The following is an 18,701-nucleotide window of genomic DNA, read 5'->3' as shown; positions in this document are numbered from 1 at the left end:
TTATTGTATTTGTTTAACAATATCTTTTATCATTAAAATCTCTCTTTTGTGCCCTTCATCTTCTAATGGTGTTTCTAGATAAAATGGTAAATGTTTTAATTTTGGATGTGTTATAAATCTTATAATTGCATCTAATCCTATTTCTCCTTCACCAATACATGCATGTCTATCTTTTTTAGATTTAAAAGGCATCATACTATCATTAAGATGTACTGCTTTTAACCTTTCTAAACCTATTATTTTATCAAATTTATCTATCACTGAATCTAAATCATTTACTATATCATACCCTGCAGAGAATATATGACAAGTATCTAAGCATACTCCTATTTTTTCATCATGTTCTACCTTATCTATAATTTCTCTTATTTGTTCAAAAGTAAATCCTATTTCACTGCCTTTACCAGACATAGTTTCAAGTAAAACAGTTATATTTTCATTTCCTGTTATCGCTTCATTTAATGCACTAGCTATCTTATCTATTCCAACTTCTACACCTGAACCTACATGACTTCCTGGATGAAAGCATAAAAATTCTATTCCTAGTAAATCCATTCTTTGTATATCTTCTTTAATTACCTTTCTCCCAAATTCATATACTTCTTCTTTAACCCCTGCTAAGTTCATAGTATATGGTGCATGCGCTAGTAGTGGCCCAAATTTATTATCTTTTCTTATTTCTTGAAATTTCATTATATCTCTTTCATCAAAAGCTTTAGCATTTCCTCCTCTTGGATTTCTGCTAAAAAATTGAAAAGTATTAGCTCCCATGTCTACAGCACTTTGAGCTGCTTTTGAAAATCCTTTTGCTATTGATATATGTGGTCCTATTACTATCACTAATTTTCCTCCTACTAATTTATATTCATTTTTATTAATATACCCAAAAAAATAAGTATCAACAAGTTTGTTGATACTTTATACTCTACATTTTTCTTCTACGGGTATAGTAATTAAAGATAAATTATATTTAGTTTCCGATTCTTCATGTTTTCTATTTAATATAATTTCTTTTATTTTTAAATCCATGGTTTCTACTAGTTCTTTAATCTCATCTTTATTTAAAGATACTTGGTTGTAGCTAGCTATATTTTCATCCTCTATAGTATTTTCTTCAATAGCTTTATAAAAAGAATTACTCATATTTTCAAACTTAGATATACAGATATCCCCCATATCCATTTCTTCTAGGTCATCATTAAAATCCAAAGCTTTTTTACCTATTACAATATGTTTAGCTGTAGGATAGTAATATTTCTCCACAATTCCAGATTTAACTTTTTCTTCTACTAAATCTAAAACTCCAACTTTATATAAAGTTTTTATATGGTAATTTATCTTTGCATGTGGTTCGTCTAATAATTGAGATAATTGTTTTGCTGATAATGGAGTTGCCTTGAATGCTTTTAATATATCTATTCTTCTTGGATGTGCAATAGCTTTTATACACTCTAAATCTCTTAGTACTAATACTTCTTTCATTCCCCCACCACCCATAAAAATATTTAATTATATAAATAATTATATATTACCAAGCAGTAATTGTCAAAAAATTCTCTATTTTAGAATATGTTTATTTTATATTTTTCACTCAAGTTTTGTAGTATTTTTATACCAGCAATACTATTGCCTTTTTTGTCAAGAGCAGGACCATATATACCTATCCCCATCTTCTTAGGTACAGAAGCCATTATACCGCCTCCAACACCAGATTTTGCAGGTATTCCTACTTTTATTGCAAATTCTCCTGATGCATCATACATACCACATGTAACCATAAAAGTTTTAACTATACGTGATATTCTCTCATCTATAAGTCTATTTCCAGTTTCAATATCTAATCCATATGATGCTAGATTAACTCCCATTCTAGCTAAATCTACACAATCTACTTCTATTGAACATTGTTTAAAATATAAGTCTAATACTTCTTCCACATCACCTTCTATAAATCCATCATTTTTTAAAAGATATGCCATAGCTCTATTTCTATCTCCCGTAGCCTTTTCAGACTCATATACATCATAATTTATTTTTAAATTATCGTTTTTAGCTAATTTTCTAAAGAAATTTAACATTTTTTCTTCTTTTTCTTTAAGGTCTTTACCTTTTATCATAGAAGTTGTAACTATAGCCCCTGCATTTATCATTGGATTACATGGCTTTTTAGTGTTATTAGTTTCTAATTTCATTATTGAGTTAAATGGATCTCCGCTAGGCTCCATTCCCACCTTAGAAAATACATGTTCCCAATCACTTTCACTAAGTACTAAAGCTAAAACAATAGGTTTAGATATACTCTGTATAGTGAATTTTTTATCATAGTTTCCAGCCGTATGAACAACATTGTTCATATCTATCATACATATTCCTAAATCATCTTGTCTTGCTTTTTTAAGCTCAGGTATATATGATGCTACCTGTCCATAATTTGCATATTTTCTGTTATCTTCAAGTATTTTTTCTAATACATTTTCCATACGCATTCCTCCTTATTTTTTTATAACGCTTCAATACTCTTTTAAATATAATACAAAAAATCCTGGGATTATGTCAACTTCCCAGGATTTCAATCTTAATCAACGATTCTACTACCTCCAATAAATTCTCTTATTATAGACGTAGGTGGTATATCTAGTTCATCATCTAATTCTACAAAGTATTGTAAAAATTTAAGAACCCTATTAGCTTCTATAAAAGCTTCATTATCATCTTTTATCTCTTCTAAAAGTGGCTTAGCATATTTTTTTAGTATAGCTAGTTCGTATAAACAAGCTGAGTTAAACATTATATCCGCTTCTTCTTGATAAGGGAATATATTTTTATCTTCTCCTCTTCTTACAGAATCCCAATTTAAAATAGTTTTCTCCGCACTATAACCTCTAAAGTTGTAATCTCTAACTATTCGTCTTATTAACCTTAAATCAGTCGTAGGTATTCTATTATGATTATCTAGATTTATTTGAGTAAGAACACTTATATATATCTTAAACTTATCTTTTTCATCTATACTTTTAGTAAGCATAGGATTTAAAGCGTGTATACCTTCTAAAATAATTGGTTGATCCTTATCTATTTTTAATGTTTTCCCGCTAAATTCTCTTTTACCTGTTTTAAAATTAAATTTAGGAAGCTTTATTTCTTCTCCTTTAAGTAATTTTTCTAAATCACTATTAAACAAATCTAAGTCTATAGCATATATAGATTCAAAATCATAGTTACCAAATTCATCTAATGGTGTATCTTCTCTATTAACAAAATAGTCGTCTAGAGATATAGGTACTGGATGTAAATTATTTACTTTTAATTGAATTGACAATCTATGAGCAAAACTTGTTTTTCCTGATGATGATGGAGCTGCTATTAATATAACTCTTTTATTATTTTCTTTTATTATATCTGCAATTTGAGATATCTTTTTTTCATGTAAAGCTTCTACTATTCTAATTATCTCACTATATTTATTTTCTGTTATAGCTTTGTTAAGACTTACAACTTCACCTACACCTATAAGATCTGACCATAATTCAGATTCTTTATATATATTTGATAATTTATGCTGAGGTATAAATTCTTGAGCTTTAGTTTTATCAAGTTTACTAGGTCCTAGTATAACAACGCCAGATTTCCATTTTTTTATATCAAATACAGTTACACAACCTGTCGATGGTAACATATGTCCATAAAAATGATTTATATAACTTCCACATTTATATATTTTCACGTCATCGTATTCTTTATATTTTAAAAGCTCAGCTTTTATATAATCATGTCTTTCTTCAAAGATTTTTATAGCGTTTTCCCTATTAGTAACTATCTTTTCTATATTTTCATTTCTATCTATTATAGACTTAACTTGTGCTTTTATTTTATCTAAAATTTCATCATTTAGATTTTGTTTTCCAATTTTAACCTCACAATATAAACCATTAGATAAAGAGTGTTCTATAGTAACTTTACAATTAGGATATAACTCCTCACATGCTTTTATAAAAATGAAAGATAATGTTCTTGTATAAACCCTCATACCATCAGCAATTGTAGTATCTATAAATTCAAGGTTACAATCTTTATTTAACTCAGTACTTAAATCTTTCAATTTATTATCTATTTTTCCTAATGTTATTATCCCTTTATACTTACTGCTTAAATCTTTAGCTATATTTTCTAAGATTACGCCTTTTTTATATTTATAATTAGATTCACCAATTTTGACATTTATATTACACATAGAATCCTCCCTGTCTTTTTAATCCTTATACTATTATTAGAACGATTTATATTATATAAATCGTTCTAATAATTTAACAGATTCATTTATATCATTGTAATTTATTTCTAATATAATAAATTGAGGATTTAATTTTATTAAATCTTTTATGCTATCAATACTTAATATTCCTTTTCCAAGTCCAATGTGTAAATCTTTTATACCATCATTATCACTTAGATGAATTAAGTTTAATTTATCTTTTAAATTTGATATAAAATCATCTTTATTTATTAAGTTATGTCCTGTATCATAACAAAATCCAATCTTAGGTATGCTATTAAATATATATTCAAATTCATACGATGTTGTTCCTACATTACATATATCTCCACCTTTTGTATAAGTGTTTTCAATGTATATTTTTGTATCTATATCTAAGTTTTTGAAAAACTTAATACTATTATTTAAGTATTTTTCTTTATTTTTTTTAAACCTATTTGTTATCACATACCCTATATGCATATTAAAATATTTTACGTCTATATTACTTAAGTTCTTGTTTAGTTCTAATATAAATTTTATCCAAGACCCTCTTATATAATCTATATTTTCACAAGTATTAAGTTCCATAGGAATATGTATACCTATACTTATATTATTTTCTTCAAATTCTTTAGCATATTTAATAACTTGCTTACATTCATCTAAATTGTCAATTCCTATCTCTATATGATTTATGTATTTATTACACTTGCATATATCAATAGCTTTACTTATTTCATGAACTAATGCTGGTATACCTATTCTCATATTTATACCTCTATGAAATCTTTCCTATTTTATTAAATGGTAGCAATCTAACCATAACTTTTCCCATTATATCACTTTCTTTTACTATTCCTACTTGCGGATCTCTACTATCCATACTATTTTCTCTATTATCACCCATAGCAAATACATATCCTTTTGGAATAGTCATGTCTATATCTCCTTCTGTTTTTGCCCCATGTATGTATTTTTCATTCTGAAGCTTTCCATTTATATATACTTTATCATCAGTTATCTTTATATGATCTCCAGGAACTGCTATAACTCTTTTTACTAAATCCTTTTCTTTTCCATTATCTTGTAATAAATCTGTCTTAAAAACAATTATATCTCCTCTTTTAGGTTCTTTATGGTCATATGCAACTCTATTTATTATTAAATAATCCTTTTCTTCTAGTGTAGGATACATAGATGATCCTTGCACTAATGTTGGTCTAACAAAGTGAGTTATTATAAAAGCAATAACTAATGATACAGCTATTATTTTAATCCACTCAATTATCTCTTTTTTAATGTTTTTGCTCAAATTCTTCATCTCCTTCATGCTCTACATACTTAGATAAAAGCTCTATAATTATATCGTTTATATGTTCATACTTTTTAATATTTATGCCCAAATCTAAAAGTTCACATGCCTTAATTAAATCATGTACAACTTCCATAGGACTTCCATATATAGCTTCTATATCTTCCCTACTAACACCTCTGAATCCATGACCTACTGGACTTTCATTTCTTAATTTTATTAAGTTTTCAAGTTTTTCTCCATTTAATATTTCTAAAACTTTATCCATACGCTTAGTTTGTTTAAGATATCTCTTTATATATTGAGTTACACCATGTATTAGATTACCATTATATATATTATACTTCTTTTTAAGAGTATATAGTATATTTTTCTTAGATACCATATGTCCATGCATTGAAACTACATATTTTTTATCTTCTTTAGAATTAACAAATATATATTTAAATAAAGCTTCTTTTAATCTATAAAGTCTACCTAAAAAATCTATGTATTCTTCATTGACTATCTGAATTTTTATATTCTCTATTAACTCTGATAATATATCCTCTGGATCTCCATCATTTAAGTTTTCTAAATTAGATATAAGATTTTTAATTTCTTTTCTTTCTAGCATAGGTTCGCTTAAATTTTTAGCAATGCTAAGTGCTGTCTTAAAATCAAAATTAGTAGCGTATTTGCATGAATTTAACAAATTATATAAATCTCCACTTTCTATACCTGTCTCAATTAATATATCTAAAACTCCATCATAGTCATATCTTTGTAAGAACTTACATATAACTAATTCTTGACTTTTATTTATATATCTCATATAACCACTCCTATTAATCATTTTCTTTTGTTGTTTTTTCTTAATCTTATAAATCTTTTTCTTGCATAATCAGTATAAATATCTACTTTGTCTAAACTTATTTTCCACAAATATATCAAATATAAAAGAAATAATATCGTAGCCCAAGTTGTTTTTATCATTAATATAAAATCGAAAACTCCATGAAGTATTATCGGAATAAATATGATTTTAAGTAAATTAATTTTCTTTTCATTCTTGTTTTTGCTATTAAATTTATACATAGATAAATAATATCCCATAGCTATAGCAAACATTATATGCCCTGGTATAGCTATAATTGCTCTACTTAATCCAATTTCAAGTAAACTTAAATAATTTTCATAAAATATATATATTATATTTTCAACTGTCGCAAATCCAAGTGTTATAAATATGCTATATACTATTCCATCTAGTTTTTCTGTATAATATTTGCTTTTTAATGCGTAAGCTATTAATACAATATATTTTAAAATTTCTTCAGTCGATGCAGCTACTATAAATGATACATAAGATAAATTTAAATATTCATTATTAATATTAACTTCAAGTAATAAATCTTCTATTGCTATTGCTGGAATACTTATTAAAACTCCAATAAAAAATAGCTTTGCTAACAATTTTATGGGTTCCTTTTCATATTTATCTTTAAAGTATATCCACATTAAAAATGCTAAACTAGGTGCTATAGATATAATTAATAAATTTAATTTCATATACTCATTACCTTTCTGATTAAATAGCTTTCTAATATATTATTTCCAAATCTCTTAACAAAATAATCTATTTATTCATACTATGTATTGATAACATCATTTTAAGTAAGAAAGGAGTTTTTTTATGCAAGATGGTTTTTTAACTGTGAGTGTAGTTGATAGTACTAACAATTTTCCAATTGTTGATGCTACTGTTAATGTTTACTCTATGGATACTGAAGATCAAGTATCTAGGCCTGTATTTCAAAATTTAAAAACAGATATATCAGGCCAAATTGTAGGTTTAAATCTAGAAGCTCCTGATTTGATTTATTCTCAACAGCCAAGCGATGTTAGACCTTACAGTCAGTATACTATAGAGGTTATAAAAGATGGTTACGAGACAACATTAATAAATGGAACTCAAATTTTAGCTACTGTTATAGCTGAGCAAGGTATTAGAATGCAACCTCTTCAAAGAAGCAGACGCTTATACTCTAGACAAAATGAAATAATAATTGATATAGGAGAACATACTTTATGGGGTAATTATCCTCCAAAGATTCCAGAAAGTGATTTAAAACCAATACCACCTCCAACTGGATTTGTCGTTTTAGATAACCCTGTTGTTCCTGAATTTATAGTAGTTCACGATGGTAGACCTGAGGATAAGAGTGCTCCTGATTATTGGATTTATTTCAAAGATTATATAAAAAATGTAGCATCTTCAGAAATTTACTCTACATGGTCTAGAGAAACTATTTTAGCTAATGTTGTAGCTATAATATCATTTACTTTAAATAGGGTGTTTACTGAATGGTATAGAAGTAAGGGATATAGTTTTACTATAACTTCAACTACAGCATTTGATCATAAATATATTCATGAAAGAAATGTATTTGATACTATAAGCATCGCAGTTGATGAAATATTTAATACGTATATAAAAAGACCTCCTACAGCTAGACAACCTTTATTGGCTCAATACTGTGATGGAGTTCAAACTCAATGTCCTGGTCAAATGACTCAATGGGGAAGTAAAAATCTAGGTGATCAAGGGCTTAGCTATGAGGAAATTATAAGATCTTTTTATGGTAATAATGTTGTGTTTGAAAAAGCACCTATAGTAAGTGGTGTTCCTGTATCTTTTCCTGGTGAAGTTTTACAAATAGGTTCTAAAGGAAAGGATGTAAGAACTATTCAAAATCAATTAAATTCAATATCAAGAGGATATCCTGCTATTCCTAAGGTTAAAGAAGATGGTATATATGGTAGTGCTACTGCTAATTCAGTCAAAGAGTTTCAACGTATATTTGGTCTTCCTAAATCAGGAGTTGTAGATTTTAAAACATGGTATGAGATATCTAGAGTTTATGTAGCTGTTACAAAGATAGCTTCACTAAATCCCACAATCTAATTTATTCATTTAAATAGTGTAGTAAAATTACTACACTATTTAAATATATCTATATATTTTTCATTTAATATATGGCTTATATCATTTATATCTATATTAAATTCAGGTATACCTGCTGCAAAAGGCGCAATTTCATATAAATCAAAATATATAACTAACTTATCATCTTCTATATAAAACTTTTGATTATCAGAAATGCTTTTAAAGCTGTATGCTCCATCTTGACCATCTTTTATTTTTTTTCTTATTATCTCATTTATTACTTTTACATAATCTGAACTTTCCTTAAATAAATCTTTTAAGCTTAGGTTTTTTCCATCTTCTATATATATGTTGTAAGATTTATTTTCATAAAATCCATGAGCTCCTCCACTATGCTGATAATATTTAATTAAAATACTTAGCATATTATCACTATTTTTTTTAACATCAAAATTAACATTATATATATATGGTTTTATATATTCTTTAGGTGTATTCGAAAGATATGATTTAGCATCTTCTTCTACACTATAATAAGATTTCATTATTTCATTTTTTATTTTCTCATTTATATTTTTTTCAATTTCTTTGTTTTCAATTATTATCATAGGAATATTAATTATACTATTTATATATTCAGTATTTTTAGTTATAGTCTGTGTATCTATTTGAGCTACTATTGGATTAGTATCTAATGTCTTTATCTTTTTGTTAAATGCCGTAACAGGTATTTTAAATTCATAAAGTTCTTTCCTATTACTAATTTGATAAGGATTAAAATATATAGCTATTCCTTCATCTGTTATATAGTAATTAGTATGTTTATTTATTTGAATTTTTTCTTTATTTATTTTAAGATTTTCTTTATCTATTTTGTTTAAAACATAATTTTCTAGTACATAGTCGTAATCTTTATTGCTTTTTAAAAAATTATCTATATATATTCTTTGTCCAGTTTTTAAGTCAAATACATAACTATCTTTAATTCTTTCATAATTTTTACCTTTTATGATTATATCTTTATAAATTATAATGTTTAGTACATTTTTATCTTCAAATGCTATATGGTGATTTATCTTTATTTCTAAATCTTTATTGTTTGAAGAAATATCTTTTTGTTGTTTCTTTGAGTTTATAAATTGATTTATATTTTTCCTTATATATGTATTTATATACCTTTCTACATCCTTATTTTCATAACTTACTATAGGCATATTTACTATAAATTTAATTCCATCGTATTCTATAACTGATTTATCTTCTATTACTTTTACATTCTTAAATCCTTGTATTATAGATGTTTTTAAGGTATTAAAATCAATTTCTCCTTTAATTCTTAAATTTATATAAAAAATAGATAATACTATTGTAATAAGTGTTGTCAAGAATATAAATCTTTTTCTATAAATCATAATATATATTCCTCCTAATCTGTAATATATATTATTTTTTGATTATATCCTAAAAATATTATATTAATATTTTGGAAATATTTTTATTTAAATAAAAAAAGCCTTGAAGAATATTCTTCAAGACTTTTTTATTATTTTTTTAATATTTTATTTATTTGATTTTTATATGCATCTGCTTTAGCTCCATATATAACTTGGATGCCATTGCCGACTTCCATAACCCCAACAGCACCTAATGACTTAAACTTATCTTTTTCTACCTTAGATTTATCTTTAACCTCTACTCTTAATCTAGTTATACAAGCATCAACTGAAACTATATTTTCTTCTCCACCTAATGCTTCTAATACATACGGTGCATTTTCTTCTATTTCACTACTTCCTGATTTATCAGCTTTTCCTGCTTGATAATCAGCTTTTGTATATAACTTAGTTTCTTGTTCGTTTTCATCTCTACCTGGAGTTTTTAAGTTAAATTTAATTATTAAGAATTTGAATAAGAAGTAGTAAACTACTGCATATACAATTCCAACCATTATAGCTCTTAACCAATTAGTTGGTACTCCTGCTCCTGCTGGAAGTATACCAAATAATGAGAAATCTATAAATCCTCCAGAGAACGTCATTCCTATAAATACATTTAATAAATCCATTAATAAGAATGAAAGTCCTGCAAGTACACAGTGAACTGCATATAATACTGGTGCAACAAATAAGAATGTAAATTCTAATGGTTCAGTTATACCAGTTAAGAAAGATGTTACTGCTGCTGATAATAATAAACTTCCTACTACTTTTTTCTTACTTGGAGCAGCTGTATGATACATTGCTAATGCTGCTGCAGGTAATCCAAACATCATGAATGGGAATTTACCAGCCATAAATCTAGTAGTTCCTGCAACTATTTTAGACATAGTTTCTGGTGAAGCTCCTACTAAATCTTGCATACTACCTAATTGTGCAAAATACGCATAGTTTGCACCTTGAACTGTTTTCCATGCTCCATCTATTAAAACATGTCCATCTACAAAAGAACCAAACCAAAATGGTGTATAAAATACGTGATGTAATCCAAATGGTATTAAAGATCTTTCTATTAATCCATAGAAAAATGTTCCTATTATACCTGCATTGTTAACTCCTAATGCTATATAAGCTATTCCATCTTGAACAAATGGCCATATAAATGCAAGTATTGCACCAACAATTGCCATAACTACTGAAACTACTATTGGAACAAATCTTGAACCAGAGAAGAATCCTATAACCTGTGGCAATTGTATATTATAGTATTTATTATGTAATGTAGATGTTACTATACCAGTTATAATACCTCCAAACACTGACATATTAAGAGTAAATATTCCTAGTGTTGAAGTTACATATGTTGCATATTGAGCTGGTGTATTTGCATCTGTTACAACACCTAATCTAGTAACTCCTAAAGCTAGTAATACACTTATAACTTTATTCATAATTAAAAATCCAAATACTGAAGCAAGTGCAGATGTACCTTTATCTTCTTTAGCAAGACCAACTGCAGTACCTACTGCAAATAGTAATGGTAAATTACCAAATACTATATCCCCTACACCTTGCATTATTTTTAATATTACTGTAATTGCTGGAATAGATACAAAGCTTATAAGTGGTTGGTATATAGCTGGAGCATTATCTAGTGCAGCTATATTAAGTAAAGCTCCTCCAACTCCTAGTAAAATACCAGCAACCGGTAATGCTGCTATTGGAAGCATTATAGCTTTACCGATTCTTTGTAAAAATTGAAGCATTTTATAATTCCTCCTTACTGATTATAATATGTGTAATTAAATTTAATTTTAGTTAAGTTTTCATGTATTATTACTATAATAAATAAAAAAGAGCTAAAATATTCATATTTATGCGTACTATAAAATAATCACATAAATATAAATAATTTAGCTCTTGCCTGCTTTACCAGTAACACGCTATTTATTATAAACTAAGTATAACATGTAAATTGTACTTTGTAAACAATTTCCTTATCGTTTTTTTGTACTATCTATTATAATTTGTCATTAATCTGTCTATATGAAGTGCTATAAATCCAACTTCACCTTCATTTAAATTTATATTGTGGTTTAATTTTAGATATTTGCATAATACTTCAGATATACTATATGATTTATATAGCTTCTCTTTTATATGATCTAACAACCTATTTTCTTCAGAAATTCCTTTAATAGATCTGTTAATAGCAAGTCTTAAATGTATTATAAGTCTGTTGTAATATATTGAATCTTTATATATACTTATGTCTAATTCTTTTTCTAAAAAGTCGATAGCTTCTTTAATTATTACAGCTTGTTTAGCACTATCTACTGCTTTGGTTTTATTTAATATTCCATTTATATGCATAGTTACAAATGCTATTTCATCTTCATTTAATGTTATATCTAAAGATTTATTTATAAAATCAATGATTTTCTTTGCTAATTCCCATTCATATTCATACAAAGTCTTTAATTCTGCTTTGAATTGATTTTTCAAACACATATTATCATAATATCTTTCTATTGCAAATACCAAATGATCTAGTAGTGCCATATGTGATTTATTATTTATATCTAAATCTATTCTATTATCTATTGTAGATAAACTCTCAGTTACTACCCCAATATAATTTGGATTAATTGTATCGTATAATTCCTCTAAACTTTTATATCTATCTTCATTTATAACAAATATTTTTTCAATTTTATCTACATCTTTAAAAATTGAATTTGCAGATGCTTTAAATCCAATTCCATTCCCAACTAAAATATACTCCTTATTTTTATTTTCTTCTATACATAGAATAACATTATTGTTAAAGCTTTTTATAATTTTATACATATTCCCTCCTTATTTATAAATTACATGAGAATCTGCTTAAATATTATTTTACTTTATTAATATACAATATTTCATAATTTAAGTATACCTGTTTATTGATATTAGCTACTATTTTTCTACAATATTAAATATTTTTATAAAGACCATTTTAATTTTCATATAAATGTAATTTAATATTTTATTTTCATTTTCCTTTTTTTAGGGTATAATATGCATTAGATAATACATAACTTTTTAACAATCTAGTTAAGGGTTAATTTTCTTATGGAGGTTTTTAATATGTTAGTTTCAGCTAAAGAAATGTTAAACAAAGCTAGAGAAGGTAAGTACGCTGTTGGTCAATTCAACATAAATAACTTAGAGTGGACTAAAGCAATATTACTTACTGCTCAGGAAAACAATTCTCCAGTTATATTAGGGGTATCTGAAGGTGCTGGGAAATATATGGGAGGATATAAAACTGTAGTTGGTATGGTTAATGGAATGTTAGAAGAATTAAATATAACTGTTCCAGTTGCACTACATCTAGACCACGGTAGCTATGAAGGAGCTTTAAAGGTAATAGAAGCAGGATTCTCTTCTGTTATGTTTGATGGTTCTCACTATTCTATAGAAGAAAACATAGCAAAAACAAAAGAAATAATAAAAATAGCTAATGCTAAAGGAATATCTGTAGAAGCAGAAGTTGGTTCTATAGGTGGAGAAGAAGATGGTGTTATAGGTGCTGGTGAAATAGCAGATCCTAACGAATGTAAATTAATAGCTGATTTAGGTGTTGATATGTTAGCTGCTGGTATAGGTAATATACATGGTCAATATCCAGAAAATTGGGCTGGATTAAACTTTGATGCTTTAGATTCTATAAATAAAGCTACAGGAGATATGCCTTTAGTTTTACATGGTGGAACTGGTATACCAGCTGATATGATAAAAAAAGCTATATCTTTAGGTGTGTCTAAAATAAACGTTAATACTGAGTGTCAATTAGCTTTTGCTGCTGCAACTCGTAAATATATAGAAGAAGGTAAAGACCTACAAGGTAAAGGTTTCGATCCTCGTAAACTTCTTGCTCCAGGATTTGAAGCTATAAAAGAAACTGTAAAAGAAAAAATGGAGTTATTTGGTTCTATAAACAAAGCTTAATAATATAAATAATTTTTAAAATTTATATATAACACTGTTTATATCAAATATATTAATAGTTATGTAAAATAAAAGGACTATCTAGTTTTAGATAGTCCTTAATTTATTAATGCTTTTTACATATCTTAACTACTGTTTCAACATGAGGTGTATTAGGGAACATATCCATACACTTAACTCGTTCAACTTCATATCCATACTTTTTAAATTCTACTAAATCTAAAACTAATGTCTTGGGGTTACAAGATATATAAACTATTTCTTTAGAATTAAATCCAGCTATATCTCTTATAGCATCTTTATGAACTCCTGGTCTTGGTGGATCAACTATTATTATATCTGGTTTAGCTTTTAGTTTATTAACTGTCTTAGCAACATCTCCTGCTATGAATTCACAGTTAGTTAATCCATTTAATTTAGCATTTTTATTAGCTGCTTCTACTGCTTCTTCTATTATCTCTATCCCATATACCTTTTTAGCTTTTTCTGCCATTACTTGACCTATAGTTCCTGTACCACTGTATAAGTCAAATACAACTTTATTATTGTGCTCTCCAACAAATTCTCTAGCTATTTTGTATAATTCTTCAGCTCCCTTAGTGTTAGTTTGGAAAAATGAGAAAGGAGATATTTTAAATTTTAGTCCTAAAAGTTCTTCCTGTATATAATCTCTTCCATGTAAAACTCTTAATTCATCACAATTAACAGCATCTGCTAACCCATCATTTATAGTATGTAATATACTTACTAAATCAGCTTTTAAATCAAGATTTAATAACATATCCTTATACTTTGTCATATCAAAATCTTCTTGAGATGAAGTTACTATATTTACCATCATTTCATTTGTGTTTATACCTTTTCTTACTACAAGATTTCTTAAGTATCCTTTATGACTCATATTTCTATAATAAGGAACTTTCTTCTCATTGAAATATTCAACCGTTGAAGTTAATACTTTTATAAAATCATCGTCTACTAAAAAACATCCATCTACCGTTAATATATCTATATGTTTTCCTTTTTTATGTAGACCTAAAGTTAAAGGTCCATCCTTCATCTCATCTCCAAAAGTATATTCCATTTTATTTCTGTATTCTTTAGCTTGAGGACTTCTTTCTATTCCTTCAAATTTAAATCCAAATATATCTTGTGCTAAAAATAAATCCATTACTTGTCTTTCTTTTATTTCAAGTTGTTTTTCATATGGTACTGATAATATACTACATCCACCACATACATTAAAATGCTTACATGGAGTTTCTGTTTCAATAGGTGAGTTTTCTAATAGCTCTAACATTTTAACTTCAGCTTTTCCACTTCTAGTTTTTTTAACTGAAGCTTTCACCTTTTGTCCACTTATTCCACCTTTCATATATATGTCTCTATTTCCTAAACGACTTACAGATGTACCACCAAACTCCATTTTATCTACTTCAAATTCTATTATATCTCTTCTCTTCACGCTTTTATCCTCCGTTATTAAAAACTATCTTTGTTCTATAAGTTTTATTTCTTCTTCTGTTAGTTCCCTATATTCTCCTAACTCTAAATTTTCATCTAATTTCAATTTGCCCATAGATAGCCTTTTTAAATAAATTACTTTTTTACCTACGCTCTCAAACATTCTCTTAACCTGGTGAAATTTACCTTCATTTATAGTAAGTTCAATTTCTGATATTTCATCACTTTTAAGTATTACAAGATGTGCGGGCATAGTCTTGTAGCCGTCATCTAATATTACACCTTCTTTAAAAGCATTTATATCTTCATCAGTTACTATTCCATCAATTTTAGCATAATAAGTTTTTGGAACATGACTCTTTGGAGACAATACCCTGTGTGCTAATTGACCATCATTAGTTAATACTAATAAACCTTCTGTATCTTTATCTAATCTTCCTACTGGAAATGGTTCAAATACTAAGGATTTATCATCTATTAAATCAAGAACTATCGGGTCATGTTTATCAAAAGTTGCTGATATATATCCATCTGGTTTATTTAACATCAAGTATATAAATTCTTTATATTCAATAGTTTCTCCATCAAATACTATAGTATCTTTATCTGTATCTACTTGAATTCCAGGATTATTTTCAATTTTCCCATTGACACTTACTAATCCTTTTTTACAATCTCTTTTTATTTCTGCTCTACTTCCATATCCTAGGTTTGAAAGTACCTTATCTAAACGTTGCTTTTTAGCCATAAGTTATACCTTCCTTTTAAAAGTGTTCTCCATTTTCATAGTACTTTTCTTTCTCAAATACTGTAAATGCTAAATCCATACTTTCTACGTCTAGATTCTTTCTTATACTATCAGTTATTATTTTGGCTACTGTATCTTGAACTTCTTGTCCTCTATCAAACCAAGCTACTTCTACAAATGGATAAACATCTGCTATTTTTCCATCTCTTATAGCTACTGATTTTATGCATTCTATCTCAAAATAATCTCTTGGACATTTAACAGCCTCAACTAAATCATCTATCATTTTTTCACTTATTTTGCATATATCATTTTCATGTATTCCTCTTATTTTAATTTGTGGCATAACTATCATCCTTTCTTTAATTAGTTGCTTATTTATATAGATATTATTATACTTTTAAATTTTCATTATTACAATTTATCTATAAATACTATTGCATAAAAATAGGGCTATCTCAAATATTATTCATTTTGAGACATCCCTTTTTAAATTTTAATTTATTAACTATAAAATTTAGATGCTCCATTTAACTGTTTTCTACCTAACAAATCAGCTAAACTTGTAAGTGATGCTATACTTATTTTCTTAAAACTTATTACAAATACCAATTTAAAATCAGTAAATGTCTCATCTATACTATAAACATTAAAAAAACATCTTATATTATCATCTAAGTATCGCTCTCTCAAATCAGATTCAATTTCGTCTGTTACGTCTTTTACAAAAGCTCTTACATCTTCAAATAAAATTTGGATATCTTCTATATTAGCATCTTCACCTAATTCTTCTAATAATTCATTTATCTCGTCTACTGAAAATATAGTATCATCTAACTTACAGTCAAATGCCATTATATTATCTTCTTTTATATTAGTCGATATATCTTGCACACTAGCAAAGTCTTCACGTTGATTTAACATTTCTTTTATATCTATACTTTTTATATTTAGAGTTTCTTGATTTTGTTTTAATTTTACTTCTAACAATTATTTACCTCCCCCCAATCTATATATTTACTTTATATTAAGTATAAAGTCTTTTATATCATTCCAACTACTCACTCTTATTATATTTTCATTCTCGATATCTTTATTGTAATTATTATCTATTAACAATACCGTCAATCCTTCTTCGGCTAATTGTATCGCATTACTTGGATTGTCTTCTATGAAAATATTGCATTCTAATTCTTTAGCTTTATTAACCTTATAATCGCTTCCTAGTAAATGTACATCTATATATCCTAAATCATTATCATTTAGCCATCCTTGTGTTATATCTTTTAACATTTCATCTCTAGCTGTTACAAAATATAAATTATGATTTTCATTTAAATCTTTTATTACTTCTTTTGCTCCTTCTACCACATTAGCTTCTTTATATGCGTAAATATAATCTGTATGAAAAGCCTTTAATAAATCATCTAATTTAACCTCATATAATTCTTCTAATCTATGAGTTACACATTCAGCTTCTGTTATTTGTTTATTATACATATCATTTAAATACGGAATAAAATGATATGGATTAGTTATTGTTCCATCTATATCTATACATATATTTAACTTTCCCATTTCTACCTCCAGTTGATACCTTATTTTTATGGTTAAGACATTATATCACAATACATATTATAAATCAAAACCGTACTATTAGTATATGTATATAAAAGAAAAAACTTGTGCATCCACAAGTTTTTCCAAAAAATGTTTCACGTTCAACATTATTTTTTAATTATTTTTCAGCTCTTTAATAGTATCTACAAACCTCTTTATTTCTATATCAGATAACCTTAAATATTCCTTTATTTCTCCTACATATTTCAAATTTTTACTCTTTAATAAATTTTGAGCCGAATCCATAGCCTTTCCTCTTAAGATATATGCTTTTTGTACATACATCTTTGATTGTTCTAATTTCTTAGTACCTTCATCATTTGAAAGCTTTGGAACCTTCATGCCCTCATACGTTTTAACTACTTGTGCACACATATCTTTAGCATAAGATACATCTTCTTTTGCATGTTTTATAGTTTCAGAGTTAATTTTTAAATGCTTCATATCTGGCATGCATTCTCTCATAGGAACTAAAGCTTTTCTTTCTACAGAGTAAATATTTTCTTTAAATTCATTTACAAGCTCTTTATCACTTTTTTCTTTTGTTATATCATCTTTTAACTTATTTTCATCTTTATTTATTTTGTTATTTTCTAAATCTTTTTCTAAAATTGTTTTATTGTCTTTAGGTTTGTTCTCATTTGCTTTTTTTAAAACTTTTTCTTTTGCTACATTTATATATTTTTCATCCGATGCATATGTTTTATAATCTAACATATCTTCCATTTTATTTAAAGCACTTATATATATATTACTAATTACTATAACACTGGCAACAACTATATATATACTCCCGTACATACTAGCCCTTTTAAAATCTCCTCTATACTTAAATAAAGTCCATAATGGTAATATATACAAGATTAAAATTACTAATGCCCATCTCACATTAACAACTCCTTTACCTAAATTTTATATATTAGGTTAACTATATCTTATAGTAT

At 26.7% G+C, this 18,701-nt stretch carries 19 protein-coding genes; 2 read left to right on the top strand and 17 right to left on the bottom strand.

The genetic code is table 11. From position 1 onward, the window contains the following. The 8 genes from ABFX13_RS06035 to ABFX13_RS06000 all read right to left on the bottom strand — a co-directional run bounded on the left by ABFX13_RS06035 (position 1) and on the right by ABFX13_RS06000 (position 7,118). The gene (locus ABFX13_RS06035; RefSeq protein WP_346043883.1) at positions 1–840 is read right to left on the bottom strand and encodes a deoxyribonuclease IV; all 840 of its coding nucleotides are present in this window, start codon (positions 838–840) and stop codon (positions 1–3) included. A gap of 78 nt (positions 841–918) precedes the next feature. Then, a complete protein-coding gene (locus tag ABFX13_RS06030; RefSeq protein ID WP_346043880.1) occupies positions 919–1,482 on the bottom strand; it encodes a helix-turn-helix domain-containing protein in 564 nt (187 codons plus the stop codon). A gap of 80 nt (positions 1,483–1,562) precedes the next feature. Next, the gene (gene glsA, locus ABFX13_RS06025) at positions 1,563–2,480 is read right to left on the bottom strand and encodes a glutaminase A (protein WP_346043878.1); all 918 of its coding nucleotides are present in this window, start codon (positions 2,478–2,480) and stop codon (positions 1,563–1,565) included. 95 nt (positions 2,481–2,575) lie between these two features. Further along, positions 2,576–4,231: a nucleoside kinase gene (locus ABFX13_RS06020; protein WP_346043875.1), complete on the bottom strand. Its 1,656-nt coding sequence runs from the start codon at positions 4,229–4,231 to the stop codon at positions 2,576–2,578. 51 nt (positions 4,232–4,282) lie between these two features. Then, positions 4,283–5,023 (bottom strand): sugar phosphate isomerase/epimerase family protein, encoded by a 741-nt coding sequence (locus ABFX13_RS06015; protein WP_346043873.1) that lies wholly within the window; start codon positions 5,021–5,023, stop codon positions 4,283–4,285. Between the two features lie 10 nt (positions 5,024–5,033). Continuing rightward, a complete protein-coding gene (gene lepB, locus ABFX13_RS06010) occupies positions 5,034–5,576 on the bottom strand; it encodes a signal peptidase I (RefSeq protein ID WP_428833863.1) in 543 nt (180 codons plus the stop codon). After that, positions 5,551–6,381 carry a hypothetical protein gene (locus tag ABFX13_RS06005; RefSeq protein ID WP_346043868.1) on the bottom strand — a complete coding sequence of 277 codons (831 nt, stop codon included), beginning with the start codon at positions 6,379–6,381 and terminating at the stop codon, positions 5,551–5,553. The genes lepB and ABFX13_RS06005 overlap by 26 nt, the downstream gene beginning before the upstream one ends. 17 nt (positions 6,382–6,398) lie before the next feature. Next, positions 6,399–7,118: a PrsW family intramembrane metalloprotease gene (locus ABFX13_RS06000; RefSeq protein WP_346043865.1), complete on the bottom strand. Its 720-nt coding sequence runs from the start codon at positions 7,116–7,118 to the stop codon at positions 6,399–6,401. A 124-nt stretch (positions 7,119–7,242) separates the two neighbouring features. Here ABFX13_RS06000 and sleC point away from each other — a divergent pair, with 124 nt between their 5' ends. Next, on the top strand, positions 7,243–8,514 hold the full coding sequence (gene sleC / locus ABFX13_RS05995; RefSeq protein ID WP_346043863.1) for a spore cortex-lytic germination protein SleC: 1,272 nt from the start codon (positions 7,243–7,245) through the stop codon (positions 8,512–8,514). 35 nt (positions 8,515–8,549) lie between these two features. Here sleC and ABFX13_RS05990 read toward each other — a convergent pair whose 3' ends face one another. From ABFX13_RS05990 to ABFX13_RS05980, 3 genes are all read right to left on the bottom strand, one after another. Then, on the bottom strand, positions 8,550–9,908 hold the full coding sequence (locus tag ABFX13_RS05990) for a DUF3298 domain-containing protein (protein WP_346043860.1): 1,359 nt from the start codon (positions 9,906–9,908) through the stop codon (positions 8,550–8,552). A 131-nt stretch (positions 9,909–10,039) separates the two neighbouring features. Continuing rightward, positions 10,040–11,698, bottom strand: coding sequence for a PTS transporter subunit EIIC (locus ABFX13_RS05985; RefSeq protein ID WP_346043857.1), 1,659 nt, complete (start codon positions 11,696–11,698; stop codon positions 10,040–10,042). Between the two features lie 247 nt (positions 11,699–11,945). Next, positions 11,946–12,782, bottom strand: coding sequence for a PRD domain-containing protein (locus ABFX13_RS05980; protein WP_346043855.1), 837 nt, complete (start codon positions 12,780–12,782; stop codon positions 11,946–11,948). Between the two features lie 279 nt (positions 12,783–13,061). Here ABFX13_RS05980 and fba point away from each other — a divergent pair, with 279 nt between their 5' ends. Next, the gene (fba, locus tag ABFX13_RS05975; RefSeq protein ID WP_346043852.1) at positions 13,062–13,925 is read left to right on the top strand and encodes a class II fructose-1,6-bisphosphate aldolase; all 864 of its coding nucleotides are present in this window, start codon (positions 13,062–13,064) and stop codon (positions 13,923–13,925) included. A 106-nt stretch (positions 13,926–14,031) separates the two neighbouring features. On the opposite strand, the gene rlmD is transcribed toward fba, so the two are convergent. The 6 genes from rlmD to ABFX13_RS05945 all read right to left on the bottom strand — a co-directional run bounded on the left by rlmD (position 14,032) and on the right by ABFX13_RS05945 (position 18,645). Continuing rightward, positions 14,032–15,390, bottom strand: a complete 1,359-nt coding sequence (gene rlmD / locus ABFX13_RS05970) for a 23S rRNA (uracil(1939)-C(5))-methyltransferase RlmD (RefSeq protein WP_346043849.1) — start codon at positions 15,388–15,390, stop codon at positions 14,032–14,034. A 24-nt stretch (positions 15,391–15,414) separates the two neighbouring features. Beyond that, complete coding sequence (locus tag ABFX13_RS05965; protein WP_346043846.1) at positions 15,415–16,137, bottom strand: pseudouridine synthase; 723 nt, start codon at positions 16,135–16,137, stop codon at positions 15,415–15,417. A 16-nt stretch (positions 16,138–16,153) separates the two neighbouring features. Next, entirely contained in the window at positions 16,154–16,483 is a 330-nt protein-coding gene (locus ABFX13_RS05960) for a DUF1904 domain-containing protein (protein ID WP_147546980.1), read from the bottom strand. A gap of 158 nt (positions 16,484–16,641) precedes the next feature. After that, positions 16,642–17,127, bottom strand: a complete 486-nt coding sequence (locus tag ABFX13_RS05955; RefSeq protein ID WP_346043842.1) for a hypothetical protein — start codon at positions 17,125–17,127, stop codon at positions 16,642–16,644. A 27-nt stretch (positions 17,128–17,154) separates the two neighbouring features. After that, complete coding sequence (locus ABFX13_RS05950; protein WP_346043838.1) at positions 17,155–17,715, bottom strand: 5' nucleotidase, NT5C type; 561 nt, start codon at positions 17,713–17,715, stop codon at positions 17,155–17,157. A 156-nt stretch (positions 17,716–17,871) separates the two neighbouring features. Beyond that, the gene (locus tag ABFX13_RS05945) at positions 17,872–18,645 is read right to left on the bottom strand and encodes a hypothetical protein (protein WP_346043836.1); all 774 of its coding nucleotides are present in this window, start codon (positions 18,643–18,645) and stop codon (positions 17,872–17,874) included. Positions 18,646–18,701 lie beyond the last annotated feature (56 nt).

This window comes from Paraclostridium tenue (genome assembly GCF_039521565.1).
GTDB lineage: Bacteria > Bacillota > Clostridia > Peptostreptococcales > Peptostreptococcaceae > Paraclostridium > Paraclostridium tenue.
The sequence above is the reverse complement of the archived record's forward strand: the minus strand, read 5'-3'. Positions and strand labels throughout refer to the sequence as shown.

What these genes read in the sequence shown, in the direction of transcription:
- ABFX13_RS06030 (WP_346043880.1), bottom strand. Translation starts at nt 1,482, where the DNA reads ATGAAAGAAGTATTAGTACTAAGAGATTTAGAGTGTATAAAAGCTATT.
- glsA (WP_346043878.1), bottom strand. Translation starts at nt 2,480, where the DNA reads ATGGAAAATGTATTAGAAAAAATACTTGAAGATAACAGAAAATATGCA.
- ABFX13_RS06020 (WP_346043875.1), bottom strand. Translation starts at nt 4,231, where the DNA reads ATGTGTAATATAAATGTCAAAATTGGTGAATCTAATTATAAATATAAA.
- ABFX13_RS06015 (WP_346043873.1), bottom strand. Translation starts at nt 5,023, where the DNA reads ATGAGAATAGGTATACCAGCATTAGTTCATGAAATAAGTAAAGCTATT.
- lepB (WP_428833863.1), bottom strand. Translation starts at nt 5,576, where the DNA reads ATGAAGAATTTGAGCAAAAACATTAAAAAAGAGATAATTGAGTGGATT.
- ABFX13_RS06005 (WP_346043868.1), bottom strand. Translation starts at nt 6,381, where the DNA reads ATGAGATATATAAATAAAAGTCAAGAATTAGTTATATGTAAGTTCTTA.
- ABFX13_RS06000 (WP_346043865.1), bottom strand. Translation starts at nt 7,118, where the DNA reads ATGAAATTAAATTTATTAATTATATCTATAGCACCTAGTTTAGCATTT.
- sleC (WP_346043863.1), top strand. Translation starts at nt 7,243, where the DNA reads ATGCAAGATGGTTTTTTAACTGTGAGTGTAGTTGATAGTACTAACAAT.
- ABFX13_RS05990 (WP_346043860.1), bottom strand. Translation starts at nt 9,908, where the DNA reads ATGATTTATAGAAAAAGATTTATATTCTTGACAACACTTATTACAATA.
- ABFX13_RS05985 (WP_346043857.1), bottom strand. Translation starts at nt 11,698, where the DNA reads ATGCTTCAATTTTTACAAAGAATCGGTAAAGCTATAATGCTTCCAATA.
- ABFX13_RS05980 (WP_346043855.1), bottom strand. Translation starts at nt 12,782, where the DNA reads ATGTATAAAATTATAAAAAGCTTTAACAATAATGTTATTCTATGTATA.
- fba (WP_346043852.1), top strand. Translation starts at nt 13,062, where the DNA reads ATGTTAGTTTCAGCTAAAGAAATGTTAAACAAAGCTAGAGAAGGTAAG.
- ABFX13_RS05965 (WP_346043846.1), bottom strand. Translation starts at nt 16,137, where the DNA reads ATGGCTAAAAAGCAACGTTTAGATAAGGTACTTTCAAACCTAGGATAT.
- ABFX13_RS05960 (WP_147546980.1), bottom strand. Translation starts at nt 16,483, where the DNA reads ATGCCACAAATTAAAATAAGAGGAATACATGAAAATGATATATGCAAA.
- ABFX13_RS05950 (WP_346043838.1), bottom strand. Translation starts at nt 17,715, where the DNA reads ATGGGAAAGTTAAATATATGTATAGATATAGATGGAACAATAACTAAT.